The following is a 24,049-nucleotide window of genomic DNA, read 5'->3' on the forward strand; positions in this document are numbered from 1 at the left end:
CTTCAAAATGAAATACCTCTAAAATCGTTAATTTAGGATAAGCGTTACACAAGGATATGAGCAATTAATATTTTTGATTATCTAAGAAAAAATCATTTTATGAGTCAATGAGTCATTAATTAAACGGTGTGATACAAAGTATGAGGGATAATCAATGAATCGCATGGGGTTAGTCCAACGCGATTCATGTTTATAGCAAAAAACTAAGCGTATTCTTGCATAAAATCATCAAGGTTATCGTTGATAATTTCTATTTCATCACCGCTAAATTGGGCAATATGAAACAAGGCTTCACCTTCATTCGTCACCGGAATATTACTGTTACCAATAATAATCCCGTCAGTAGGAGCGAGCAAAGGCGATGGCTCACCGCCCAAAGGGTTAACAATATTGGCTAACACTTGGCCTTTTGATACACGCTCGCCCAATTTAAGCTTAATATTAACTAATCCATCTGACTCACTGCGAACCCAATAACTGCGACTAGCATTAACACTGGTACTTTTAGTTTTAATTTTGCCTTTAGTCATACTTAAACAGCGCATCACATTAATAACGCCATTGACGCCAGACTTAATCGACATATCACTAAAACGCAGCGCTTCGCCTGCCTCATATAAAATACAAGGAATATCAAGGCTATTAGCGTAACCACGCATTGAACCTTCGCGTGCTTTTGATGACATTATCACCGGTGCACCAAAGGCGTTTGCCATGTCGAGCATCACTTTATCATCGGTGTCACAACGGATCTGCGGTAAATTATCTCGATGGATAGCACCGGTATGTAAATCGACAATATGTGTCGCTCGTTTAACTAAAATACTACTGAATAAATGCGCGAGACGACTTGCTAACGCGCCTTTAGCAGAGCCCGGAAAACAGCGATTTAAGTCGCGGCGATCCGGTAAATAACGAGATTGTTGAATAAAACCAAATACGTTAACGATGGGAACAATTAACAAGGTTCCCGTTAAGGTTTTAGCATTAACACGACCGAGCAAGCGTCGACATATTTCAATGCCATTTAACTCATCACCGTGAATGGCTGCACAAACCAATAAAACAGGGCCCGCTTTAGTGCCGTGAAAGACTTCAACGTGCAAATCCATCGGTGTATCATTATACAGTTTTGCTGCGGGCAATTTGACACTTTGTTGAGTGCCTGCCGCTACACTAACATCACCGAAAACGAACGGTTCGTGCTTTTTTGCCATTAACCAACTCCTTTCGTTTTTGTACTAGAAGGTTTTACATTTTTTTCGATAAATTGAATGATTTTTTCTGCGACATCAATACCGGTAGCTTTTTCGATACCTTCAAGACCCGGAGATGAGTTAACTTCCATTACTAAAGGACCGTGTTTTGAGCGTAAAATATCGACACCTGCAACATTTAGCCCCATTGTTTTAGCAGCACGTAACGCCGTTGAGCGCTCTTCTGGAGTGAGCTTAACAATGCTAGCAGAACCGCCTCGATGCAGATTTGAACGAAATTCACCTGGTAACGCCTGACGTTTCATTGCCGCTATCACTTTGTCACCAATCACGAAGCAACGAATATCTGCACCGCCTGCTTCGGCAATGTATTCTTGCACCATAATGTTGGCTTTTAAGCCCATAAATGCTTCGATAACCGATTCTGCAGCTTTACGCGTTTCAGCTAAAACGACCCCAATACCTTGGGTTCCTTCAAGTAGCTTAATCACACAAGGGGCGCCACCGACCATGTCTAATAAATCGGGGATATCTGCCGGTTTGTTAGCAAAGCCTGTTACTGGTAAACCAATGTTCTTACGTGATAATAGTTGCAATGAGCGTAACTTATCCCGTGAGCGAGTAATGGCAACCGACTCATTTAATGGATGAGTTCCCATCATCTCAAACTGGCGTAATACTGCAGTGCCATAAAAGGTGACCGATGCGCCGATGCGCGGAATAACGGCGTCAAATTTTGGTAGCTCTTCACCGCGCACATGGATACTTGGCGCATTCATGTTGATGTTCATATAACATTTTAATGGGTCAACAATATTGACAATATGACCACGAGCTTCTGCAGCTTCTTTTAATCGACTCGTCGAGTATAGATTTTTATTTCTCGACATAATTGCTATGTGCATTTGTTATTCTCCTGCTAAAAACGACTCTGCTGAATTGACCAAAAAACGCCCGGCTAATGCACGACGCCCCAATAACATTCTAAATTTCATGTGATCTCGATTAGTTAAGGTCAATTCGATATCAAAAAGTTCCTCACCAATAAGGATAGGTGTTTTTATCACATAGCGTTTGGTGACATGGCCACCAGAATCGCTGACATCTCGTCGATCAAATACACTAAACTCACACACAACTTCACGATCTGAATCTTGATCAGGGTGAAGCCAGACTCTTACCCATTTTTGGTTATTTTTTTGAAACGGTTTTATTTTAAATGCATGTAAACAGGATGTTTTTGCCCCTGTATCCACTTTGATTTTGACTCGTTCATTGCCAATATCAGGAAAAGTACCCCATTCACGCCAACCCACAATTCCGAGGGAATGTTCAGTCATGGTCAATCCTTTCTTATAGAGGAATTATTCATTCCAAGTGTAATCATTCAATAAAATCAATGTTTGAATAAACGTCATGTTTAGCTTCATTCGAGACAGGCTAAATAGACAAATATTACTATATAGGATGTTAATAAACAGGTTTTTACACCAATAAAATAGCCTTAGCAACAACTTTAGCACTAAGGTGTTATTTATATCGAATTAACATCAACAAAATAGTTAAAAAAAATATTTATGTCAGTAAGTTACAATTATAATAAAATAATATCAAAAGCACTAAAAAACAAAGCTTACTTGGTGTTTTAACACTACAAATACTCAGTTAATATAAAAGTGTTCAAATAATACTCACAATATTAATGACTTAAATCAATATATCCTATTTCACTCATGGCAAACATTGTTTAACATGTTAGAAAAACTATCACATCATTCAGCATCGCTATTGTTAAAAAGGTATTACCATGTTCAGCCAACTCAGTTTCGACTTTTTAAACAGCTTAGCCATTAACAACGATAGAGAATGGTTCAAAGCCAATCAACAGCAATACGAAGATCAAGTTAGAACACCAGCATTACAGTTTATAGAAGCCATGCAAGGGCCTATTTTAGGCATGTCTCCACGCTTCACCGCTGTGGCTAAAAAAGTCGGTGGTAGCTTAATGCGTCCACAACGCGACAGTCGCTTTAGTAAAGATAAAACACCCTATAAAACTAATGTCGGCATTCAGTTTAAACACTTTCAAGCCAAAGATGTCCATGCTCCGGGGTTTTATGTTCACATCGCTAATGATGAATGCTTCATTGCCGCGGGCATTTGGCACCCAGAATCAAAATATCTCAATGCCATTCGTCATTGTATTGATGAAAACCCTAATGCTTATCAAAAAGCATTGGCTCAACTATCGCAAGCAGGATTTGAATTAACGGGAGATAGTTTAATTAGACCTCCACGAGGATTTGATAAAAATCACCCAATGATTGACGAGCTCAGACGCAAAGACTTTATTGCCATCAAACCAATTAGCTCACAACAAGTATGTCAGGCTGATTTTGTTGAATTTTGTAACCAAGAATATCAACATACACGCGCCTTGATGGCTTACTTATGTTTTGCATTAGATTTAGACTTTTAATTATCAGTAACAATTGTGACAACAAGAGAGTTTTACTCCGTTGACACTATTGTTACTGGAAATGTAATAGCACAATTATATGGTAATCTTCTGAAGTCATTCACTTTAGAAGATTACCATTAAGTATTAGGTGATTTTGTAGCATCACAGTTTTAGAGCATCATTTAGATAAGCCATGTTAAACTAGCAGAAAATAGTCTTCAGAACAGCATATTGTTATTTGCTGTCCAGTAACCTCAGGTCAATTCATGAGTCATAATATTCCCGCCATGTCTAACGCAACAACATCAGACGATAAATATGTGCAAGACATCGCTGTGACCACACCAGCACAAAAACGTGCCCTAAGTTACGCTACAACCATTGCGATGCTATTTGACCAGGTCATTACCACAAGCATGCCTGCAGATAGAATCATCGGCCAATATTTTCGTGAACATAAAAAGCATGGTTCTAAAGATAGACGAGTGATCCGTGAAAGTTTGTTTGGGCTATTTCGTTGGAGGGGCTGGTTAAACCAATTAGACTCAGGTCAAAAACATTCTACCTGGTTTCAACAACTAAGCACCTGTGCGATGTTAGAGCAACATCAGTGGAGTGACATAATCAGTGCTTGGAATGAATTTGCACAATGGCCTCAAACTCGCGCAGACCAAATACAACTAGAACACAAAGCATCTTTGAATGACAAATTGAGCGCATTTGCAACATTAAGCGGCATTACTACCAGCCAAATCACCCAACTGTTACCACAATGGTTTTGGCAGCTTTGTCCTGTCGTAGAAGCCGAACAATATGCTGTTGTTAACGCAATGAGCAGTCGACCACCAATATGGGCTCGTGCACAAACACTGTCGACAGCAAAAGTGATTGAGTCTCTTAGACAAGCGGGTGTTGAAGCAGAAGCTAGCCGTTACTTTTCAGATGCCATAAGTTTGGGCCATAAAAGTATTAACCTAAATGAGATAAGTCTTTATAAGCAAGGTCATATTGAAATTCAAGATTTAGCCTCGCAAGTCATTGGCCAAATTTGCCAACCAAGTAGCCATGAAAAATGGTGGGATGCTTGCAGTGGTGCTGGTGGTAAAACCCTGCAGTTATACTCATTAATGTCACAACAAAATGTCCCCATCACTGGCAACATTATTGCATCTGACATTCGCCGCAAACCATTAGAAGAACTACGTAAACGCGCCAATCGCGCAGGTTTTGAGAACATTAGTGTTGTACCTTGGAAGGGCGATGAATTACCAGTAGATGCTAATGCCTTTGATGGTGTTTTAGTTGATGCTCCATGTAGCTGTACTGGTACTTGGCGTCGTAATCCTGATATGCGCTGGCTTGATGATGCCAGTGCGATAATAGACAAACCAATACTACAATTAGCCATTTTACGTCGTAGTGCCGCAGCAGTAAAATCAGGCGGTAAATTGATTTATGCAACTTGCTCTTTATCACCGAGTGAAAATGAGCAAATAGTGCAAGACTTCTTATCTGAAACCACTGAGTTTGAGCTAGAATCAGTCACCCATCCTTTTACCGGCCAACAATGCGATATGTTAACAATTTGGCCTCAGCAAGCTGATAGCGATGGTATGTTTGTCGCTAAGATGCGTCGTAAATAGCATACTTCACTAAAGATAAACTAAAAAAGCCATCATATTGATGGCTTTTTTATTATGGAAAGTTAGACAGGCAACACTCGACTATTTGCGATGTATACGAAGTATCAATTCAGCTTCTGCTTTCGGCAGTTCGCACTCTTGCATTAACTCATCAATTCCTGCGCCTAAGCCCACCATTTTAACAGCCCGAGAATATAATTTTGCTTGTGGATCTTGTTGGCTGGCTTCTTCAAGCATGTCAGATTGTTTAGAAAGTTTTTTCTCTAATTCAACAACCCGTCTACCAACACCGATTGTACCACTGCGCAATTCGTGTAATTCACGCTTAACAGCTTCCCGTTGACGATCACTTTCTTTTACAAGTACTGTCAGAGCATCAACTTTTTTCTTCAATTTACTCGACTGTTTTTGTAAATAAAGAACCAAGCCAAGACATGCAATCACGTACACTAAAGCTGCAATTAGAAATTCATCACCCATTAATATACCTATGTTGGAATTACCTAAACACAAAGCTAAAGCAAAACAAAAAGCCAACAATCATTAGGTTGGCTTGTTTTATTAGAAGGTGTTTAAATTTGAGTTAATTCAACCCATTCATCGTCAGATAATAACTTATCTAAATCAACTAAAATTAATAGTTCATTATCCCGATTACTCACGCCTTGAATATATTTAGCACTTTCTTCAGTACCCACATTCGGTGCGTTATCAATTTCTGAGCGACGTAAATAAACCACTTCAGCGACGCTATCAACCAAAATACCAATAACTTGTTTTTCAGCTTCAATGATAACCACTCGAGTAGAATCATCTAGTTCAGCTGATGGCAAACCAAAACGTGAACGTGTATCGATTACGGTTACCACGTTTCCGCGGAGGTTAATAATCCCTAACACATAATCTGGTGCACCTGGTACAGGAGCAATTTCGGTGTAACGTAATATTTCTTGAACTTGCATTACGTTAATACCGTAGGTTTCATTATCTAGCTTAAATATAACCCATTGTAATACTAAATCGTCTTTAGCTGCAGTAGCCGCTGCTACACTTCTAGAATTGCTCATAGTTAACCTCGGTCAATCGAATCCTGACAACCTAAACCTGCATCAAGCATTTTGATTAATGCTTGAACATGTAAAATGCCACACATTTGTTGTTTTACTACCCCAGCAAGCCAAGGACGCTTACCCGGTTTTTCACGCCAATTGACGTGTGATTTATCTATTTTAACGGCATTAACTAACGATTCGCACGTTAATCCCCACTGACTATCTTCAAGCATAACAAGATATTGATAATTTACAGCTTGTGCTAATTCTGGTGTATATTTTTCAGGCATCACCCATGCACAGGTATCAACCACATTTATTTTACTGTCGCGATGGGTTTGCACTCCCATAAACCAAGAGGGCCTACCAATCAGATGGTTTATCTTCTCAATTTTAATAATTCCACCTAAGCTCACCAGTGGAACAGCTAACGTTAATCCCGCGACATTAAAGAATAACACTTGAAACTCATCATCGAGTACTTCTTGTAAATCATGAGTAATACTCGGCGGTTGATGCCCAACCTGAGTTTGTGGCACAGTGTTTTCATGTACCGCTGCCTCCGCCACCAACTGATCATGCTTAATAATAGCGTCTTTTATGTCAGTACGTGAACTTTCATTAATTTTTATATCGACTAACGGCTTGATTTCTTTAACCGTTAGTTGTGTTTTTTGTATTTCTACATTATCCGCTACCGTTTTGGGTTCAATCTGACTGATAGCTTGACGAACACGATCAGAGCTAGCTTTAATTTGTTGCGATATATCAACTTCTGTTTTGGGTTTAGACACCGCAGACAGTAATTTTTCCAACGCAAGTTTATCAACATTGGTAGTCGGTTCAGCATATAACCTCTTATTAGCAATAACAGGAGCAGATTTCGAAGATGTCAATTGTGAATAATGAGCCGATAATGCTATTTCTGCTGCACTTAAATTGACAGAACTACTAGTGATATCATTTACGGGAGCCACAGGAATAGTTTGTTTTATCTCAGAGCTTTTTTCAGGAATAACTTTTGGCAGTTCCTGTAATAAAAGACTGAAATAATCAAAAACAGTTTCATCAACCGATTTTGACATGATTGAACTCCCGAGAATATAAAAAATCTAGCAGGCGATTATATGCTTTTACACCTCGGCTACTGGCAGAATAATGTGATGCTGGTAAATGAGCCAAGCTCGCGTCTCTAAATTTAGTATCCACAGGAATCACGTCATCAGGCCAGAGCATTGGACCATATTGATCCTGTAAAAATTGCAGTGCTATTGGGGAGGCTTTTGTACGTTTGTCATACATAGTGGGTAAAACAGTATAGCTATAACGAGTTGTTTTAGAGCGTCCCATGATTTCCATGGTTTTTACCATACGCTCAAGTCCTTTTATGGCCAAAAACTCAGTTTGAACAGGAATAATAATATGATTACTTGCCGCTAATGCATTAACCATTAGCACCCCTAAAACGGGTGGGCAATCGATAATAGCCACATCATACTGTTCTTCAACCAATGCTAATAGATTTCGTAGCACTAAGCCCATTCCTTCTTGATGGCCTAATGATCGGTCTAATGTCGCTAACGCCATATTTGCCGGAATAATGTCCAAACCTTCAATTTGAGTTGGAATAACATTTTGTAAAATGTACTCTTTGGTCAACGACTGATGCTGCAAAAATACATTATAAAGTGAACTAGGCACTTCGTCAGAATCTATACCCAAATAATAGCCAAGAGAGGCGTGAGGATCGGTGTCAATCATCAACACACGTTGACCACGCTTAACCAATGACCCGGCTAAACTGGCTACTGTGGTGGTTTTACCTACGCCACCTTTTTGGTTAGCTACCGTCCATACTTTCAAAAAAGCCTCTCAACTTATCATAATGATGCGGTTATCGAATAATGACTACTGTTTATCTTGCTTATCATCACGGGTTGTTACACGAATACCACCGTTGGATAAGCGGATCACTTTAACCCCTTGAGCATTCTCCGATACTATAACGTCTTGCCTTTTCAACTCAGCAGAAGCATCAGTATCATTCTTAGTGTTATCAACTTCAGTTAGCGATTCACTATCTAAAGCTCCTGGTCCCAATAACACGCTTTGTGTTTGATCTTTTCTTGCAGACGATATCATTGCTTGTGTCTGTTCAGGGTGTTGAGTCAACCAATGAGCAATATTAGCAGCTTGGTCTTCAGGTACCATCAACAATACTTGAGAAGCCGTTAAACGTAAAACATCTTGCTCTAATAATGTGACTTTACGATGAGCATTAATATATAAACCCGCTAATACTAATATAACAATAAAGGATAAAAACAGTCCCAGCATAAGCTTAGTCTGTAAAGAGTATTCAGACTTAGCCACGACTAGACTCTTTTAAAATGGCTTCAGCCATATGTTCTAGCGCAATAGAGTGAGTGGATATCCCCGCTGAAGCTACAGCTTGCGGCATTCCATATACCACACAACTCGCTTCATCTTGTGCCCAAATAGTAGCACCAGCAGACTTTAACATTCTAGCCCCTTCTCTACCATCAGCTCCCATACCCGTTAATATAACGGCTAAAACATCACCGCCAAAAGCTTTAGATGCTGACGCAAAAGTAATATCCACAGATGGTTTATAATTCATTTCAGGGGTTCCTGGAATCACTTTTAACCTTCCGCTCATACCGTTTCGATCAATCATCAATTGCATTCCCCCAGGCGCTAAATAGGCACAACCAGGACGTATTACATCACCATTTTCGGCCTCTTTGACTTCGATTCTACACAAAGTATTTAACCGTGCAGCAAATGCAGGCGTAAAAGCCGCAGGCATGTGTTGGATCAACACTATCGGATGGGGATAATTGGCTGGAAATGCGGTTAACACTTTTTGTAATGCCACCGGACCGCCTGTTGATGTTCCAATCAATAAGACTTTATATTGCTTGCCACTGGCTCGAATAGACGATACTGAAGAGGTGGCTTGATTAGCTGTCTGACGTTCCGGAACTGGAGTCGCTATACTTGAACGAGTTGCAGTGGTTGAATTCAAACGACTACTTAGAGGACGAGATAACGGCTTTGCTTCTTTATCAGCAACCGTTGTTCGACGAGGTTCAGGTGCATTTACAGAAGTAGACGTTAACGTACTAGAACGATACATTCTACGTCGCCCTAATGCTTTAATTCGTTGCTGTAATAAAAAAATTGCATCATCTTTATTAGTGGCAATATCTTCAAAACGTTTAGGCAAAAAATCTAATGCGCCGGCTTCTAACGCATCAAGAGTCGCTTTGGCTCCATCATGCGTTAATGATGAAAACATTAAAATTGGAGTAGGATTATTAGCCATGATTTCACGGACAGCAGTTATACCGTCCATCACAGGCATTTCAATATCCATCGTAATGACTTGAGGCTTTAACTTTGCAGCCATATCAACAGCTTCTTTGCCATTAACAGCAACGGCAATGACCTCGAGATCAGGATCTTGATTAACAATCTCACTGACTCGACGTCGAAAAAAACTAGAATCATCTACAACTAGTACTTTTATGGCCATTTAAGTCCTTAAATAATGGAACTTTTGTTGTTATTTTCTGCTCTTTGCATAATGTTTTAGTAACCCAGGGACATCTAAAATAAGTGCAATACCACCATCAGATGTAATTGTCGCGCCAGCCATTCCTGGTGTACCTTGTAACATGCTACCAAGCGGTTTAATGACCACTTCTTCTTGGCCAATCAACGCATCAACAACAAAACCAATTTGCATAGTACCGAGCTGAACAATCACAACATGGCCTCGTTTTTTGTCACCGTGTTTAAACGTCGACTTTTTACTGTGCAGCCAATGCTCTAAATAAAATAGTGGTACAGCCTTATTACGGAAAATAACCGTCAGTTGGCCATCAACAATATTGGTATTTTTTAAATCCAAATTAAAGATTTCATTCACACTCGATAATGGTAATGCAAATACTTGATTAGAAACATCAACCATTAATGTCGGCATAATAGCTAAGGTCAATGGCACTTTAATTTCAAGTACCGTGCCCTTGCCTTTCATCGAATCAATATAAACAGTACCGTTGAGTTGGTTAATGCGGGTTTTCACCACATCCATACCCACTCCGCGGCCTGAAATATCTGAAATTTCAACCTTTGTTGAAAAGCCTGGGGCAAAAATAAGGTTATAAGCTTCGTTATCAGTCATTCTCGAGGCGGCATCTTCATCTAACACACCACGACTGATTGCAATTTGTTTTAGTTTCTCAGGGTCCATTCCTGCACCATCATCCTCAATTTTAAGCAGGATATGGTCACCTTCTTGGCTAGCAGATAAAGTAATAGTACCTGTCCGAGATTTGCCACTTGCTTCACGCGTAATCGGCATTTCGATACCATGATCGACTGAGTTACGCACTAAATGGACTAAAGGATCGGCTAATGCCTCGACTAAATTCTTATCAAGATCCGTATCCTCACCAATCATAATTAAATCGATTTCTTTATTTAACGTTCGCGCTAGATCACGAACCACACGAGGGAATCGACCAAATACTTTCTTGATTGGTTGCATACGAGTCTTCATCACCGCGCCTTGTAAATCAGCGGTAACTAAATCAAGATTTGCGAGGGCCTTTGACATTTCCTCGTCTTCACGATTAATGCCTAAACTAACCAATCGATTACGTACTAATACTAACTCACCAACCATATTCATGATTTCATCTAAACGAGCAGTATCTACACGAACCGTTGTTTCGCCTTGTGGAACAGAAGGCGCTTTCGCAGGAGCCTTATCTTTAACTGGCTCAACCTTTGGCGTGACTGCCGGTGGCGTTGCAGCAGGCTTGACGACAGGTGCCACTACAGATTTTTTAGTTTCTGTTTTAGCAGCAGTGACAGATGCGGCTTGCGTTTTAGCTACAGCTGGGGCACTCGCTTTACCATGCAACTCATCTAAAAGACGTTCAAACTCATCATCAGTAATTTCATCTGAATCAACAAGAGGTTCAACAACAGGAGTACTTGCGGGTGGCTTAGCTGGAACAAGTGGATCAGATTTCTGTGTGAGTGAACCAGAACCGTGTAATTCATCTAGTAATGCTTCAAACTCGTCATCCGTAATTTCGTCGCTATTACTTGCCGCCGCTGGCTTTACATTATCTTTTTTAACATCAGCCGCTTTAGATGATACCGGACTTTTCCCAGTACCATGTAAAGCATCAAGTAATGCCTCAAATTCGGACTCATCAATATCATCAATACTGCCGGAACCAGACACTCCCCCTGATGAAGAAGTAATATCTTCGATGTGTTCAGGTTCGCTGGATTCTACAATATTCTCAATAGGCTCAAGTTCTTCAACTGTCATTTCTGAAGGTAAAGGTGCGCCTGAGCTTAATAATTTGAGTTTGGCGAGTAGCTCGGAATCTGCAGAATCTTGTTCTTGCCCCTGCTGAGTTTGAGCAAACATGGTATTAATAGCGTCGACCGCTTGCAAAATAATATCCATTAACTCTGCATTTACACCACGTTTGCCCGTGCGTAATAAATCGAACGTATTTTCAGCTTCGTGACACACATCAACCATGGGTTTTAGGCTTAAAAAGCCTGCGCCACCCTTAACAGTGTGGAATCCACGGAAAATAGCATTAAGTAAATCACTGTCATCAGGATTATTTTCAAGAGCAACAAGTTGCTCTTGTAGAAGCTCTAAAATCTCGCCAGCTTCAATTAAAAAGTCCTGGAGTATCTCTTCATCAACATCAAAGGACATTAAATTGACTCCTAATTAGAAACCCAGACTTGATAGAAGATCGTCTACTTCATCCTGACCAGTCACTACATCTTCGCGCAATTCAGCATGCATGATGGGACCTTCTGCTTCTATCTTATTATCGTTTATAGTTGGCGATGATTCGGTAATATGATCACCAAATACCGTTAGCATTGAGACCAAATTACTTTCTACTTCACGAACCAAATCTATCACTCTACGGATCATCTGACCCGTTAAGTCTTGGAAGTCTTGTGCCATCAAAATTTGATTTAATAACTCACGAAGACGATTAGAATCGTGCTCACTATGGGACATAAACTGCTGAACATCATGACAAAGTGATTTAAACTCACCCAATTCGATATCACAACGCATCAATTTATCCCACATGGGAGTCACTGATTGTATGTTACTAATAATGGTATCGGCCAAAGGTAAACATTCTTCAACTGCATCCATCGTTTTATTTGCAGCTTGTTCTGTCATATCGATAACATAATTCAATCTTTCTTTAGCATCCGGTATTTCGGTATTGGCTAATTCAGATATACGGTTATCCAATTGAAAATCTTTTAGTGCACTATGGAGTTGTCGAGTTAACTTACCGACTTCTTCAAAAAGCTCACTTTGCAATGGCATTGCAAGCTCCCTGATTACATCATCGGCTTCGTCTTGCTTACCAGAAGTAAGCAGTTCAACAAGTCCTTGGGCTTGTTCGAGAGTGATTAACCCCGATATTGATGCCTGCATGACTTATCCTTTCTTATGCGAGTCGTTCAAAGATTTTATCTAACTTTTCTTTTAACGTCGCCGCGGTGAAAGGTTTAACCACATAACCATTAACACCGGCTTGCGCAGCTGCAATAATCTGTTCACGTTTAGCCTCTGCGGTTACCATTAATACAGGTAAATGCTTTAAAGAATCATCAGCACGAATCGCTCTAAGCAAATCGATACCTTGCATTCCCGGCATATTCCAGTCTGTTACCACAAAATCAAAATCACCTTTTTGCAACATAGGTAGGGCTGTTGAGCCATCATCTGCTTCTTGGGTATTATTAAATCCCAAATCTCGCAACAAGTTCTTAATGATACGCCTCATTGTTGAAAAATCGTCAACAATGAGAATCTTCATATTCTTGTCCAAGGTTTCCTCCGGTGAGCTGATACTCGTTTGCTCTAAATAAGTTATTATTCTTGTGTCCAATGCTTAAGTTTTGCTTTTAATCTGAGCATGGCCTGACTTAATATCTGGCTTACTCTCGATTCGCTAACCTCAAGGATTGAACCAATTTCTTTTAAATTTAATGCTTCGTCATAATATAACGACAACACTAAGGCATCTCTTTCTGGTAATGTTTTAATTGCTGCAACCAGCGCAGATTGGAATTGAACTTCAGCAAGTGAGTCAAAGGTTTTATCAGACGGTTCGTTGTCAGTGACTAACACATCTTGCGAAACACCAAGATCTTCTATGCCTATGATTTTACCAACAGAAACATCATTTAAGATATGATGGTACTCATCGAGCGACATATCAAGTTTTTCAGCAATTTCAGTGTCATTAGCATCACGTCCAAACTGTTGTCCTAATTCGTCAATAACCTGGGCAACACGACGATTATTACGGTGAACTGAACGTGGAACCCAGTCACCACGGCGAATTTCATCTATCATTGCGCCACGAATTCTGATTCCCGCAAAGGTTTCAAATTTAGCACCTTTACTGTTATCAAATTTAGATGAGGCTTCAAGTAACCCCATCATCCCAGCTTGTAATAAATCATCAAGTTGCACCGATGCTGGTAATCTTGCCAGCATATGATGGGCAATTCTTTTTACCAGCGGTGCATACTGTTCAACAATAGACGTTTTGTTATCGAACTGAGTATACGCAGCGGCTTTATTCACTCGTTGTTCCTTCTTCTTGTATCGGTTTACGTTGTACAAGACGTTCAACAAAGAACTCTAGATGACCACCTGGCTGTTGTGGTACAGGCCAAGTCATAATTTTATTGGCTAATCCTTGGTAAGCAATAGCTGAAGGTGATTTAGGATACGCTTCAACAACTAACTTTTGCTTACGAACAGATTTTCGTAAATTTTCATCAAATGGAACAGTTGCCACTAATTCTAAAGCAACATCTAAGAATCTATCCGTTACTTTACTTAGTTTAGCAAATAATTCCATACCTTCTCGTAAACTACGCACCATATTTGCTACAATTTTGAAGTGGAACACACCATGTTCACGACTTAAAATTTTAATCAATGCATAGGCATCAGTAATTGACGTCGGTTCATCACATACTACAATTAATACATCTTGTGATGCACGAGAAAAACTCAGCACCATATCTGATATGCCTGCCGCAGTATCCACAATTAAAATATCGAACTGAGTACGCATTTCACTAAATGCTCGGATTAACCCGGCATGTTGTGCTTGTGTTAACTCAACCATCGCTTGAGAACCTGACGTTGCTGGAACAATACCAATACCTTTAGGCCCACGTACGATGATGTCATCTAATTCGGCATCACCGGACAAAACATGAGATAAATTTTTCTCCGCACGTATCCCAAGCATGACATCGACATTGGCTAAACCTAAATCGGCATCAAGCACTAATACACGTTTGCCCTTTTCAGCTAGCGCTACCGCGGTATTAATTGACACACTGGTTTTACCCACTCCGCCTTTACCACCGGATACGGCAATTACTTTCACTTTATCATTATTTGGTTGATTCATCATACGTAAACCACTTGCTTGATCCCGAGTCATATTTTCACTCAAATGCATAGGCTGTGTCATTAGACCACACTGGGTCTTGTGACGTCTGTTGTTCTTTTTCGTTTAATGCTGCTAATGCTTGCTTCGCTAATTCTAATGTATCAGCCACTTTCATGTCTTCAGGGACACGTTGACCGTTTGTAACATAACTCAATGGTAACTCATTTTGAATCAATACGCTCAATGCACCTGCAATTGATATCGATTCGTCTAATTTAGTCAAAATAGCACCAGATAATGGAATCCGCTTAAAGTGCTCTACAGCATCTTGTAATACACGACGTTGACCTGTCGCAGATAATACTAAGTAACTCCGAATAGGGATCCTACTGTTTGCAGTCAAATTATCAAGTTGTTGATACAGACGCATGTCACGTTGTCCCATACCTGCTGTATCAATTAACACTAATTTACGATTTCTAAACTGATAAAGAATTTGTTCCAACTCAGTTAAATCATTTGCTTGCTTAACTGGGCAGCCCATAATTTTCCCATAAGTCGCTAATTGGTCATAGGCACCAATTCGATAATGGTCTGTGGTAATTAATGCAACTTGTTCTGGGCCATGATGGGCAGCAAATCTTGCTGCTATTTTAGCTAAAGATGTTGTTTTACCGACACCAGTAGGTCCAACAAATGCCACAACACCACCACGTTTGACAATATCATCACCTTGATTATCAAGTAGATTAGCTAAACTTTGTGGTAACGCTCTCACTAAATCTGCTGGAGAGTAATGTTGACTTAATCCTGCTAGTTTAGCAGCTACTGCTGGAGAAAACTCAGCTGCAATCAATTTGCTTTCAAGCATGGCACCAACCGGGTCGGTGCGCTTTTTTTGATCCTTCATTAATGAGGATACTTGATGGGTCAAAAGGCTTCGTAATGAAGCCATCTCTTCGCGCAACTCTTCCATATCAGCAGATTGATTTTTATTGGTTCTTTTAGAATGTTCCGCGGTGGTTTGTGGTTGAAAAGTTGCAGCTGATTTAGCTGGCTTTGCGCCTTCTAATTGACGAGCCCATTCAGGTAATTCTGGCTCATCTTGACGCACTGACATCTGCTGAGTCATGCGGTTATGCTGTTTTTCAAGTAATGCTTGCAGTGAGTCAGCCGCTGGCGGTGGACTAACCTTAGATTGAGCTTTTACAGCAGGTTTAGCACCTAGTGATACTCTATCGTCACTCACATCCATAAAACTGCTGGTCGGCGCTTGTGACGCAATAGCGGCTTTAGGTTCGTCATAATCAACTGCCGCGACAATTTCTATCCCGCCAGTGACTTTCTTGTTTGACATAATGACAGCGTCAGAACCTAGCGTTTCTTTAACTTGGGCCAATGCTGCGCGCATATCTTTGGCAAAAAATCGTTTAATTTTCACTTATGCACCTCTAAAAACTGACATTATCACTATTGACCTACAGCTGAAACAATTCGTATTTGCTTCTCGTCTGGTATTTCTTGATAAGAAATCACTCGTAAATTTGGAATAGTGTATTTAACAAATCGTGACAGCGTTGACCTAAGCATGCCAGATGTCAATAAAATGGCCGGTTGCCCTACCATTTCTTGCTTCTGAGCAGCATCTAATAACGACTGCTGCATACGCTCTGCAAGGCCCGGTTCAATATTAGGTCCTTCACCGCCGGTAGCCTGCATAGACTTATGCAACATCTGTTCCAACTCTGGCGCCAATGTAATGACAGGGATTTCAAGTTCTGGACCAGAGATTTCTTGTACTATCATACGTTTTAACGCAATACGCACGGCAGCCGTTAACACTTCAGTATCATTACTCTTAGTTCCATACTCTAGCAATGTCTGCACTATAGTGCGTAAATCACGTACCGATACACCTTCATTAAGTAAGTTTTGCATCACTTTAACCACCGAGCCCAGAGGCATAACATCTGGCACAAAACCATCAACCAATTTAGGTGAATTTTTGGCCAGCATATCCATTAATTGCTGAACTTCTTCGTAACCTAATAGTTTTGCAGCATTATTACTCAATAATTGACTAATATGCGTCGCGACCACTGTTGCGGTATCAACTACGGTATAGCCCAATGTTTGCGCATGTTCACGTTGCTCAGGTGCTATCCATACAGCCTCTAAACCGAAGGCTGGATCGTGAGTCTCAATCCCATCAAGCTTACCGTATACTTGGCCAGGATTAATCGCTAATTCACAATCATGCCTAACTTCAGCTTCCCCAACCACGACGCCCATTAACGAAATGCGATAGGCATTAGGTGATAAATCTAGATTGTCACGAATATGTACAGCAGGAACTAGAAAACCTAATTCTTGCGACAGTTTTTTACGTACGCCTTTGATCCTGCCTAATAATTCACCACCTTGGGACTTATCAACTAATGGAATTAAGCGATAACCGACTTCAAGTCCAATGGTGTCTACATGACGCACATCATCCCAACTTAAATCTTTAGGTTCTTTATCTTTAGTTTCAACAGGTCCTTTAGTCGCTAGTGTCAATGCAGCTTGTTTTTTATCTACGTTACGCTTGTAAACAAAGTAAGCAGCACCTGCGGTAATAAATGCAAATGTTAAAAATGCAACATGGGGCATACCTGGCACGATACCCATAACAAATAATAACCCAGCGGCAATGGCTAATGATTTATGACTGTCAAACATCTGACTAAACATCATTTGGCCCATATCACCAGACTCATTTTGACGAGTCACCAATAAAGCAGCGGCAATAGATAATAATAAACCAGGGATCTGTGCAACCAAACCATCACCGATGGTTAATAACGTATAAATTTCTACAGCACTAGAAAAGTCTAGATCATGCTGCACAATACCGATAACGAATCCACCTAAGATATTGATAACTAAAATCATAATACCAGCGATCGCATCACCTTTTACAAATTTTGAAGCACCGTCCATAGCACCGTAAAAGTCAGCTTCTCGAGTGACTTCAGCGCGACGAATACGTGCTTGATCTTGAGTCAGAGTACCGGCATTTAAATCGGCATCAATGGCCATTTGTTTACCAGGCATGGCGTCCAAGGTAAAGCGAGCACTCACCTCAGAAATACGCCCAGCACCTTTAGTTACAACGGCAAAGTTAATGATGATCAAAATAAGAAACACCACTAAACCGACTGCATAGTTACCACCGATAACTACCGAACCGAAAGCTTCGATCACTTTACCGGCAGCATCACCACCATTATGACCTTCAAGCAATACAATTCGAGTAGAAGCAACGTTAAGGCCAAGCCTTAACAAGGTAGCCACTAATAATACGGTAGGGAATGCAGCAAAATCGAGGGGTCTATCGGTATAAATAGTAACAAGCAACACAACTAATGCTAACGCGATATTGAATGAGAAAAGGATATCGAGCAAAAAAGCAGGAATGGGTAACACCACCATTGCCAGCGCCGCAAGCACCAATAAAGGTGTACCAATACCTTTAAATGTCGCTAGTCTTATTTGTTTAAATTGCCCGAAAGCTGCTTTTGCATCCATTGAGGTAAACCCTTCGTATAGTCTATTGCGAAATAAAGTACTGATATTTGACGCCAATAAAACTATAATGCAAAAATTGAGCCACTATTAGTTATTGCACAACATAAGCTAATTGAGTGGTGATTAATGCTTCAAATCATCTGGGATAGGCTGGTTAAGTGGGATAGCTTTAGGTCGACGGCCTTTACCTTTTTGGTATTGTCTTAGTTGAAATACATACGCTAATACTTGAGCTACAGCGGTAAATAAACCTTCAGGCACTTGTTGATCAATCTTAGTGGTATGGTAAATAGCGCGAGCTAGTGGTGGTGCAGAAACAATAGCAATATCATGCTCACGAGCAATCTCTCGGATCCTAAAAGCAACGTCATCAACGCCTTTAGCGAGTAAAAATGGTGCTGACGAACGTTTTACGTCATATTTAACTGCCACCGCATAATGTTCAGGGTTAACCACAATAACATCAGCATTAGGCACTTCAGTCATCATACGTCGCTGTGCCAACTCTTGCTGCATCTGTCTTATTCGACCTTTAACTTCAGGCTTACCTTCTGAATCTTTATATTCATCTTTGATTTCCTGCTTAGTCATTTTCAGTTGTTTATTGTGATTCCAAATTTGAAAGGGCACATCAATAATAACAATAAATAGCATTGAACAGCATAGCAGGATAAACATCCAAATAAGTAAATCTAAAGCATGGTAAACATTACCAGGTAGGTGATCGCCAGACAGGGTTAAAATATCATAAAAATAAAAACTTAGGAGAAAATAAGCCGATAATGCCACTACCAAAAATTTAGCTATTCCCTTAGCAAGCTCAACCAAGGCTTGAGTACCAAACATGCGTTTAAAACCGTTCATTGGGTTTAATTTACTGCCCTTAGGCATAAACGCTTTGACCGAAAAAGACATACCGCCTAAAACGATATTGCCCAAAAAAGAGACAAATGCCAGTAAAGCAATAAAACTCATTAATGGCCAGGCTAACTCATTTCCAACAACTCCCCACACCCGAAACATAGAGTTGGTATCAAATATTTGGTCGCGTTCCATGGAAAAAATTTGCTTCATAATATTATAAAGGCTTTTGGCAATTGCAGGCCCTGTCATCGAAAAACCAACCGATGCGGCAATAAGTACCGCTGCGGTACCGAGCTCTTTAGAACGAGCGACCTGACCTTTTTCACGAGCTTGCTCAAGTCGCTTTCCTGTGGGCTCCTCGGTGCGTTCTTGACCACTATCACTTTCTGCCATGAATGCCCCCTAGAAAACTACAGAACTATCAAGTGGACATTGCAGCAGCAAAATATCACACAGAAGTAACTGTGCAGCTGACCAGACTTCATCAAAATGCTCCATGATGGGCCCCAATGTTAACCATAAAATAAATAAACCACTGACCATGGTGACTGGAAAACCAATAGAGAAAATATTCAATTGAGGTGACGCTCGAGTCATCACACCAAATGATAAATTAATTAATAACAAGGCAATAATAGCCGAAATAGACATAGTTAATGCTGCGCCAAACATAAAACCGCCCCATTCAGCAAGAGCGCGATAATTGGCGATTGAGATACCTTGATTTGAAATTGGAATAGATTCAAAACTGGCCACCAGCATTTTAAACATCAATAAATGACCATCTACAGCCAAAAAAATCAATGTTGCGAGTAAGAGAAAAAAGTTACTGACTACAGGTGTTTGTGCACCAGAACCCGGATCAACCATAGAGGCAAAACCTAAGCTGGTTTGCATACCAATAATCTGTCCCGTTAACACAAATGTTTGCATTACCATTAAGGTTACAAACCCCATAGAGACCCCTATTAGCATTTGTTGCAAAATGACAAAAACAGAACTCAATGCCATTAATTCGACATTTTCAATCGGGGGTAAAATGGGCGCAACAGCCATCGTTATCGCAACGGATAACATCAGCCTAACTCGAGTTGGAGTTGTATTGGCGCCAAAGACAACCATTACCATCAACATGGATGAAATACGAAAAAATGGCAATAAATAGGCAGCAATTGTTTGACTTATTTCATCAAACAAAATATCCATGACTTAACCTATCACTTGTGGAATGAGATTTACCATCTCGATAAAAAATTCCATCATGGTTTGCACTAACCAATGACCTAAAAACATCAATGCAAATAACGTTACCAATAAACGGGGTAAAAAACTTAAGGTTTGCTCGTTAATTGATGTCGCAGCTTGAAAGACCGCCACAACTAAACCGATACATAAGCCGGGTAAAATAATCGCTGACACCATAAGTACAATAACAGATAGTGCTTCTCGGAAAATATCAATTAGCGATTCTGGAGACATAATTTAAGCGCCTTATATTCCGAAGCTGTTCGCTAAAGTCCCCATAACAAGACCCCAACCATCAACAAGTACAAACAACATAATTTTAAACGGCAGTGATACGATCATCGGCGACAACATCATCATACCCATTGCCATTAAAATACTGGCCACAACCAAATCGAGTACCAAAAATGGTACAAACAACATAAAACCAATTTGGAATGCAGTTTTAAGCTCACTGGTAATAAATGCTGGAATAACAACACTCATTGGCGTTTGTTCAGGTGATTGAATATCTTTATAGCCAGATATTTCAATGAACGTTTGTAAATCTGTGGTTCTCACTTGCGATAACATAAACTTTTTAATCGGTTCTTTGCCGACATCATAAGCCTGAGTCAATGTTAATGTTTCATTGATATAAGGTTCAACGGCTTCAGCGTAAATTTTATCAAATACTGGCGCCATAATAAAAAATGTCATAAACAAACTAATGCCAATCAATACTTGGTTTGAAGGAGTTTGCTGTAAACCTAGGGCTTGTCTCAATATCGATAACACCACAATAATACGGGTAAAAGATGTCAGCATGATAACCATAGCGGGGATGAAACTCATTGCTGTCATTAGCAATAAAATTTGCATCGTTACCGAATATTCAGTTGTGCCATCAGCTCCTGTGGTAACCGTTAATGCAGGTAATACACCATCCTGAGCAAATGCAGAAGGAGATAGCCCGATTGCAATTAGTGCTACAAGCAAGATTAACACTGTAGTGCACTTATTCATTATTGCTGTCCTTAGCTTGTTTTAGACGATTTGCAAACGAAGATATGGGAATGTCGACAGGGTTGGTGAGCTTATCAATGAGGTTAATCTGTTGTGAGGTCACGCCAAGTAAGTATTGTTGGCCGTTAACCTCGACTAATACCACTTTTTCACGTTGTCCTACCGACGTAACAGCAACGGTTTTAATGACACCACCACTTGATGGCACTAATTTAAGACGTTTTACAATATAAGCTAATAAAAATATTAGCGCTAATACCACAATCAAGCCACCAACCATATTGGCTAATGTGGCAACATTTGACACTTCATTAGTTTTCGCAACGGTATTATTGGCCAGCGAGCTTGACACTTCAGGTGAGCTCAATGCCTCACTCATGATGCCAAGCATTTGTATCATATTCGCCACTTTAATTCCTTAGTATGTGGAATCAACTCAGCAAATCGAATATAACTATATAATTTGCTGCGTTAATGAATGTGGTTATTTTAGCTTTTTAATTCGCTCGGTCTGACTAATCACATCAGTTAAACGAATACCAAACTTATCGTTCACTACCACAACTTCGCCATGGGCAATCAAGGTACCGTTAACCATTACATCTAGAGGCTCACCCGCTACACGGTCAAGCTCGACTACCGACCCCTGGTTCAGCTGTAGTAGATTACGAATACTGATAAAACTGCGGCCTACTTCCATAGAAATAGTCACTGGAATATCTAAAATACCATCGAGCTTTGCAGCTTCTTCTTTAGTAATGGGTTTAGAGTCATCAACTAACTCATCAAGCTCAACCTGTTCAGCTTCTTCGATCGCCTGCTCTGCCATTGCTGCAGCCCAGTCATCACCTGTATCTTCTGTGCTCATTTACTTCACCTTATAAATCTGAAATATCACGCGACTTGCCTTTGCGAGTCACTAACTGCAGTTCTGACTTAACAGTCTCTGGCCGCGGTATTTTTTCTTTAATTTTTAATGCTAAATTATCGCGCGATTTACCCAGCTTGCATCGATAAGTGGGTAAATCCTCGATTCGCATCATAATATGCTCAGGTAATTCAATTGGAATAATATCACCCGCTTTAAATCCCATCACGTCACGCAGTGTTACTTCATGCTCTATAATATTGGCATCAAAGCCCACTTGCACATCCATGATTTCATCACGTAAAGCTTGCGACCAGCGCATGTCAGTATCTTGCTTATCACTTTGGACACCCGCATCCAATAACTCTCGTATTGGCTCAATCATTGAATACGGCATAGTGATATGAAAATCACCACCACCGCCATCAACTTCAATATGGAACGAATTAATAACAACGACTTCTGTTGGGCTAACAATATTCGCCATCGCAGGGTTCACTTCAGAGTCGAGATACTCAAACTCAACATCCATTACCGGCGCCCAAGCTTCTTTATAATCTTCAAAAATAATTTTAAGCAACAACTGTACAATGCGACGTTCTGTTGGCGTAAATTCACGGCCTTCAATTTTGGCATGAAAACGACCATCGCCACCAAAAAAGTTATCAACAAGAATAAAGACTAATCGTGCTTCCATGGTGATTAAGGCGGTGCCTTTAAGAGGGCTAAATCGCACCATGTTTAAGCTGGTTGGAACAAATAAAGTATGCACATACTCGCCGAATTTTAGCATCTGAACGCCATTAATAGACACTTCAGCAGCACGACGCATCATGTTAAACATGCTGATCCGCAAATGGCGTGCAAATCGTTCATTAACAATTTCAAGCGTGGGCATACGGCCACGTACAATTCGATCTTGAGATGAGAAATCATAAGAACGCGCATCAGCACTATCTTCTTCTATGTCATCATCATCAACATCGTCGACACCATGTAATAGCGCATCAATCTCATCTTGGCTTAATAAATCACTCACATAATCGCCTTAGCAGTTAATGCTTTTGGTTATTGCATTACAAAGCCAGTAAACAGGACTTTTTCAACGATTTTCTTTCCTGTTATTGGTTGTAGCGTATTTTGAACATTAAGCAACGCTAACTGGCGTAACTCATCTTTACCAGCTTGGGTACTCAACTTTTGCACATCAGCAGCACTAAAAGTGGTTAATAATGCATCTTCAATTAATGGAATATGTTTTTGGACAAGCACACTGTCATTTTCACCACGCACCATTAATTGAACTTTTATTTCGACAAGCCTAGCCCTGTCAGCACCGGGTAAATTGAATAAAAATGGCCTCGGCATTCCAACATAATCGGCTTCTACATTATCTTTTGAATCAGATTGAGATGCGACAGAATCTTCTCCACCATCAACTGGGATAGCTTCATCCGAGCCCATAAAAAACCACACTGCGCCAGCAATTAATAAGGCAACCACTAAACCAATACCACCAAAGATGATCAGTTTATTTTTCTTCTTACCGCCGTCAGCAGTATCATTAAACTCTAATTCTTGTTCTTGATCAGCCATGATAGT

The 24,049-nt window shown here is 40.2% G+C and carries 26 protein-coding genes; 2 read left to right on the plus strand and 24 right to left on the minus strand.

The genetic code is table 11. The features are described from left to right. Positions 1-203: 203 nt before the first annotated feature. Genes FH971_RS13615 through FH971_RS13625 form a run of 3 tightly spaced genes read right to left on the minus strand, consistent with a single transcriptional unit; the run spans position 204 to position 2,557 of the window. The gene (locus FH971_RS13615) at positions 204-1,217 is read right to left on the minus strand and encodes a succinylglutamate desuccinylase/aspartoacylase family protein (RefSeq protein ID WP_140234659.1); all 1,014 of its coding nucleotides are present in this window, start codon (positions 1,215-1,217) and stop codon (positions 204-206) included. Next, positions 1,217-2,122 (minus strand): 30S ribosomal protein S6--L-glutamate ligase, encoded by a 906-nt coding sequence (gene rimK / locus FH971_RS13620; protein WP_137226506.1) that lies wholly within the window; start codon positions 2,120-2,122, stop codon positions 1,217-1,219. The genes FH971_RS13615 and rimK overlap by 1 nt, the downstream gene beginning before the upstream one ends. Before the next feature lie 3 nt (positions 2,123-2,125). Continuing rightward, positions 2,126-2,557, minus strand: a complete 432-nt coding sequence (locus tag FH971_RS13625) for an ATP-dependent zinc protease family protein (protein ID WP_137226505.1) — start codon at positions 2,555-2,557, stop codon at positions 2,126-2,128. 467 nt (positions 2,558-3,024) lie between these two features. Between FH971_RS13625 and FH971_RS13630 the strand changes: the two genes are divergently transcribed. Beyond that, positions 3,025-3,696: a DUF2461 domain-containing protein gene (locus tag FH971_RS13630; RefSeq protein ID WP_140234660.1), complete on the plus strand. Its 672-nt coding sequence runs from the start codon at positions 3,025-3,027 to the stop codon at positions 3,694-3,696. A 248-nt stretch (positions 3,697-3,944) separates the two neighbouring features. Continuing rightward, entirely contained in the window at positions 3,945-5,321 is a 1,377-nt protein-coding gene (locus tag FH971_RS13635; RefSeq protein WP_140234661.1) for an RsmB/NOP family class I SAM-dependent RNA methyltransferase, read from the plus strand. Positions 5,322-5,402: 81 nt separating this feature from the next. On the opposite strand, the gene FH971_RS13640 is transcribed toward FH971_RS13635, so the two are convergent. From FH971_RS13640 to fliL, 21 genes are all read right to left on the minus strand, one after another. After that, the gene (locus FH971_RS13640) at positions 5,403-5,801 is read right to left on the minus strand and encodes a DUF2802 domain-containing protein (RefSeq protein ID WP_140234662.1); all 399 of its coding nucleotides are present in this window, start codon (positions 5,799-5,801) and stop codon (positions 5,403-5,405) included. 92 nt (positions 5,802-5,893) lie between these two features. After that, a complete protein-coding gene (locus FH971_RS13645) occupies positions 5,894-6,388 on the minus strand; it encodes a chemotaxis protein CheW (protein ID WP_011636681.1) in 495 nt (164 codons plus the stop codon). A gap of 2 nt (positions 6,389-6,390) precedes the next feature. Next, positions 6,391-7,458, minus strand: a complete 1,068-nt coding sequence (locus tag FH971_RS13650; RefSeq protein WP_140234663.1) for a chemotaxis protein CheW — start codon at positions 7,456-7,458, stop codon at positions 6,391-6,393. Continuing rightward, the gene (locus tag FH971_RS13655; RefSeq protein ID WP_140234664.1) at positions 7,442-8,236 is read right to left on the minus strand and encodes a ParA family protein; all 795 of its coding nucleotides are present in this window, start codon (positions 8,234-8,236) and stop codon (positions 7,442-7,444) included. Before FH971_RS13655 ends, FH971_RS13650 begins: the two co-directional genes overlap by 17 nt. 45 nt (positions 8,237-8,281) lie before the next feature. Then, entirely contained in the window at positions 8,282-8,746 is a 465-nt protein-coding gene (locus tag FH971_RS13660; RefSeq protein WP_140234665.1) for a membrane anchored protein in chemotaxis locus, read from the minus strand. After that, positions 8,739-9,932 (minus strand): protein-glutamate methylesterase/protein-glutamine glutaminase, encoded by a 1,194-nt coding sequence (locus tag FH971_RS13665; protein WP_140234666.1) that lies wholly within the window; start codon positions 9,930-9,932, stop codon positions 8,739-8,741. The genes FH971_RS13660 and FH971_RS13665 overlap by 8 nt, the downstream gene beginning before the upstream one ends. A 30-nt stretch (positions 9,933-9,962) precedes the next feature. Further along, on the minus strand, positions 9,963-12,155 hold the full coding sequence (locus tag FH971_RS13670; protein WP_140234667.1) for a chemotaxis protein CheA: 2,193 nt from the start codon (positions 12,153-12,155) through the stop codon (positions 9,963-9,965). Between the two features lie 15 nt (positions 12,156-12,170). Beyond that, the gene (locus tag FH971_RS13675; protein WP_140234668.1) at positions 12,171-12,908 is read right to left on the minus strand and encodes a protein phosphatase CheZ; all 738 of its coding nucleotides are present in this window, start codon (positions 12,906-12,908) and stop codon (positions 12,171-12,173) included. 13 nt (positions 12,909-12,921) lie between these two features. Beyond that, positions 12,922-13,305, minus strand: a complete 384-nt coding sequence (gene cheY / locus FH971_RS13680; RefSeq protein ID WP_011919599.1) for a chemotaxis response regulator CheY — start codon at positions 13,303-13,305, stop codon at positions 12,922-12,924. A gap of 44 nt (positions 13,306-13,349) precedes the next feature. Next, a complete protein-coding gene (locus FH971_RS13685) occupies positions 13,350-14,069 on the minus strand; it encodes an RNA polymerase sigma factor FliA (protein ID WP_140234669.1) in 720 nt (239 codons plus the stop codon). Continuing rightward, positions 14,062-14,946: a MinD/ParA family protein gene (locus tag FH971_RS13690; protein WP_137227441.1), complete on the minus strand. Its 885-nt coding sequence runs from the start codon at positions 14,944-14,946 to the stop codon at positions 14,062-14,064. The genes FH971_RS13685 and FH971_RS13690 overlap by 8 nt, the downstream gene beginning before the upstream one ends. Positions 14,947-14,950: 4 nt before the next feature. Next, positions 14,951-16,336: a flagellar biosynthesis GTPase FlhF gene (gene flhF, locus FH971_RS13695; protein WP_140234670.1), complete on the minus strand. Its 1,386-nt coding sequence runs from the start codon at positions 16,334-16,336 to the stop codon at positions 14,951-14,953. Positions 16,337-16,365: 29 nt separating this feature from the next. Next, on the minus strand, positions 16,366-18,465 hold the full coding sequence (gene flhA, locus FH971_RS13700; protein WP_140234671.1) for a flagellar biosynthesis protein FlhA: 2,100 nt from the start codon (positions 18,463-18,465) through the stop codon (positions 16,366-16,368). Between the two features lie 123 nt (positions 18,466-18,588). Continuing rightward, positions 18,589-19,722: a flagellar biosynthesis protein FlhB gene (flhB, locus tag FH971_RS13705; protein ID WP_140234672.1), complete on the minus strand. Its 1,134-nt coding sequence runs from the start codon at positions 19,720-19,722 to the stop codon at positions 18,589-18,591. 9 nt (positions 19,723-19,731) lie between these two features. Beyond that, positions 19,732-20,535 carry a flagellar biosynthetic protein FliR gene (gene fliR, locus FH971_RS13710; protein WP_140234673.1) on the minus strand — a complete coding sequence of 268 codons (804 nt, stop codon included), beginning with the start codon at positions 20,533-20,535 and terminating at the stop codon, positions 19,732-19,734. A 3-nt stretch (positions 20,536-20,538) separates the two neighbouring features. Then, on the minus strand, positions 20,539-20,808 hold the full coding sequence (fliQ, locus tag FH971_RS13715) for a flagellar biosynthesis protein FliQ (protein ID WP_137226489.1): 270 nt from the start codon (positions 20,806-20,808) through the stop codon (positions 20,539-20,541). Positions 20,809-20,820: 12 nt separating this feature from the next. Beyond that, complete coding sequence (fliP, locus tag FH971_RS13720) at positions 20,821-21,579, minus strand: flagellar type III secretion system pore protein FliP (RefSeq protein WP_167496026.1); 759 nt, start codon at positions 21,577-21,579, stop codon at positions 20,821-20,823. Beyond that, a complete protein-coding gene (gene fliO, locus FH971_RS13725) occupies positions 21,572-21,958 on the minus strand; it encodes a flagellar biosynthetic protein FliO (RefSeq protein WP_371833641.1) in 387 nt (128 codons plus the stop codon). The genes fliP and fliO overlap by 8 nt, the downstream gene beginning before the upstream one ends. Before the next feature lie 105 nt (positions 21,959-22,063). Beyond that, positions 22,064-22,447: a flagellar motor switch protein FliN gene (fliN, locus tag FH971_RS13730; protein ID WP_140234674.1), complete on the minus strand. Its 384-nt coding sequence runs from the start codon at positions 22,445-22,447 to the stop codon at positions 22,064-22,066. Positions 22,448-22,457: 10 nt separating this feature from the next. Further along, positions 22,458-23,486 (minus strand): flagellar motor switch protein FliM, encoded by a 1,029-nt coding sequence (gene fliM, locus FH971_RS13735; protein WP_140234675.1) that lies wholly within the window; start codon positions 23,484-23,486, stop codon positions 22,458-22,460. Positions 23,487-23,515: 29 nt separating this feature from the next. Beyond that, on the minus strand, positions 23,516-24,043 hold the full coding sequence (gene fliL / locus FH971_RS13740; RefSeq protein WP_140234676.1) for a flagellar basal body-associated protein FliL: 528 nt from the start codon (positions 24,041-24,043) through the stop codon (positions 23,516-23,518). Positions 24,044-24,049: the final 6 nt, after the last annotated feature.

This window comes from Shewanella polaris, from assembly GCF_006385555.1.
Taxonomy (GTDB): domain Bacteria; phylum Pseudomonadota; class Gammaproteobacteria; order Enterobacterales; family Shewanellaceae; genus Shewanella; species Shewanella polaris.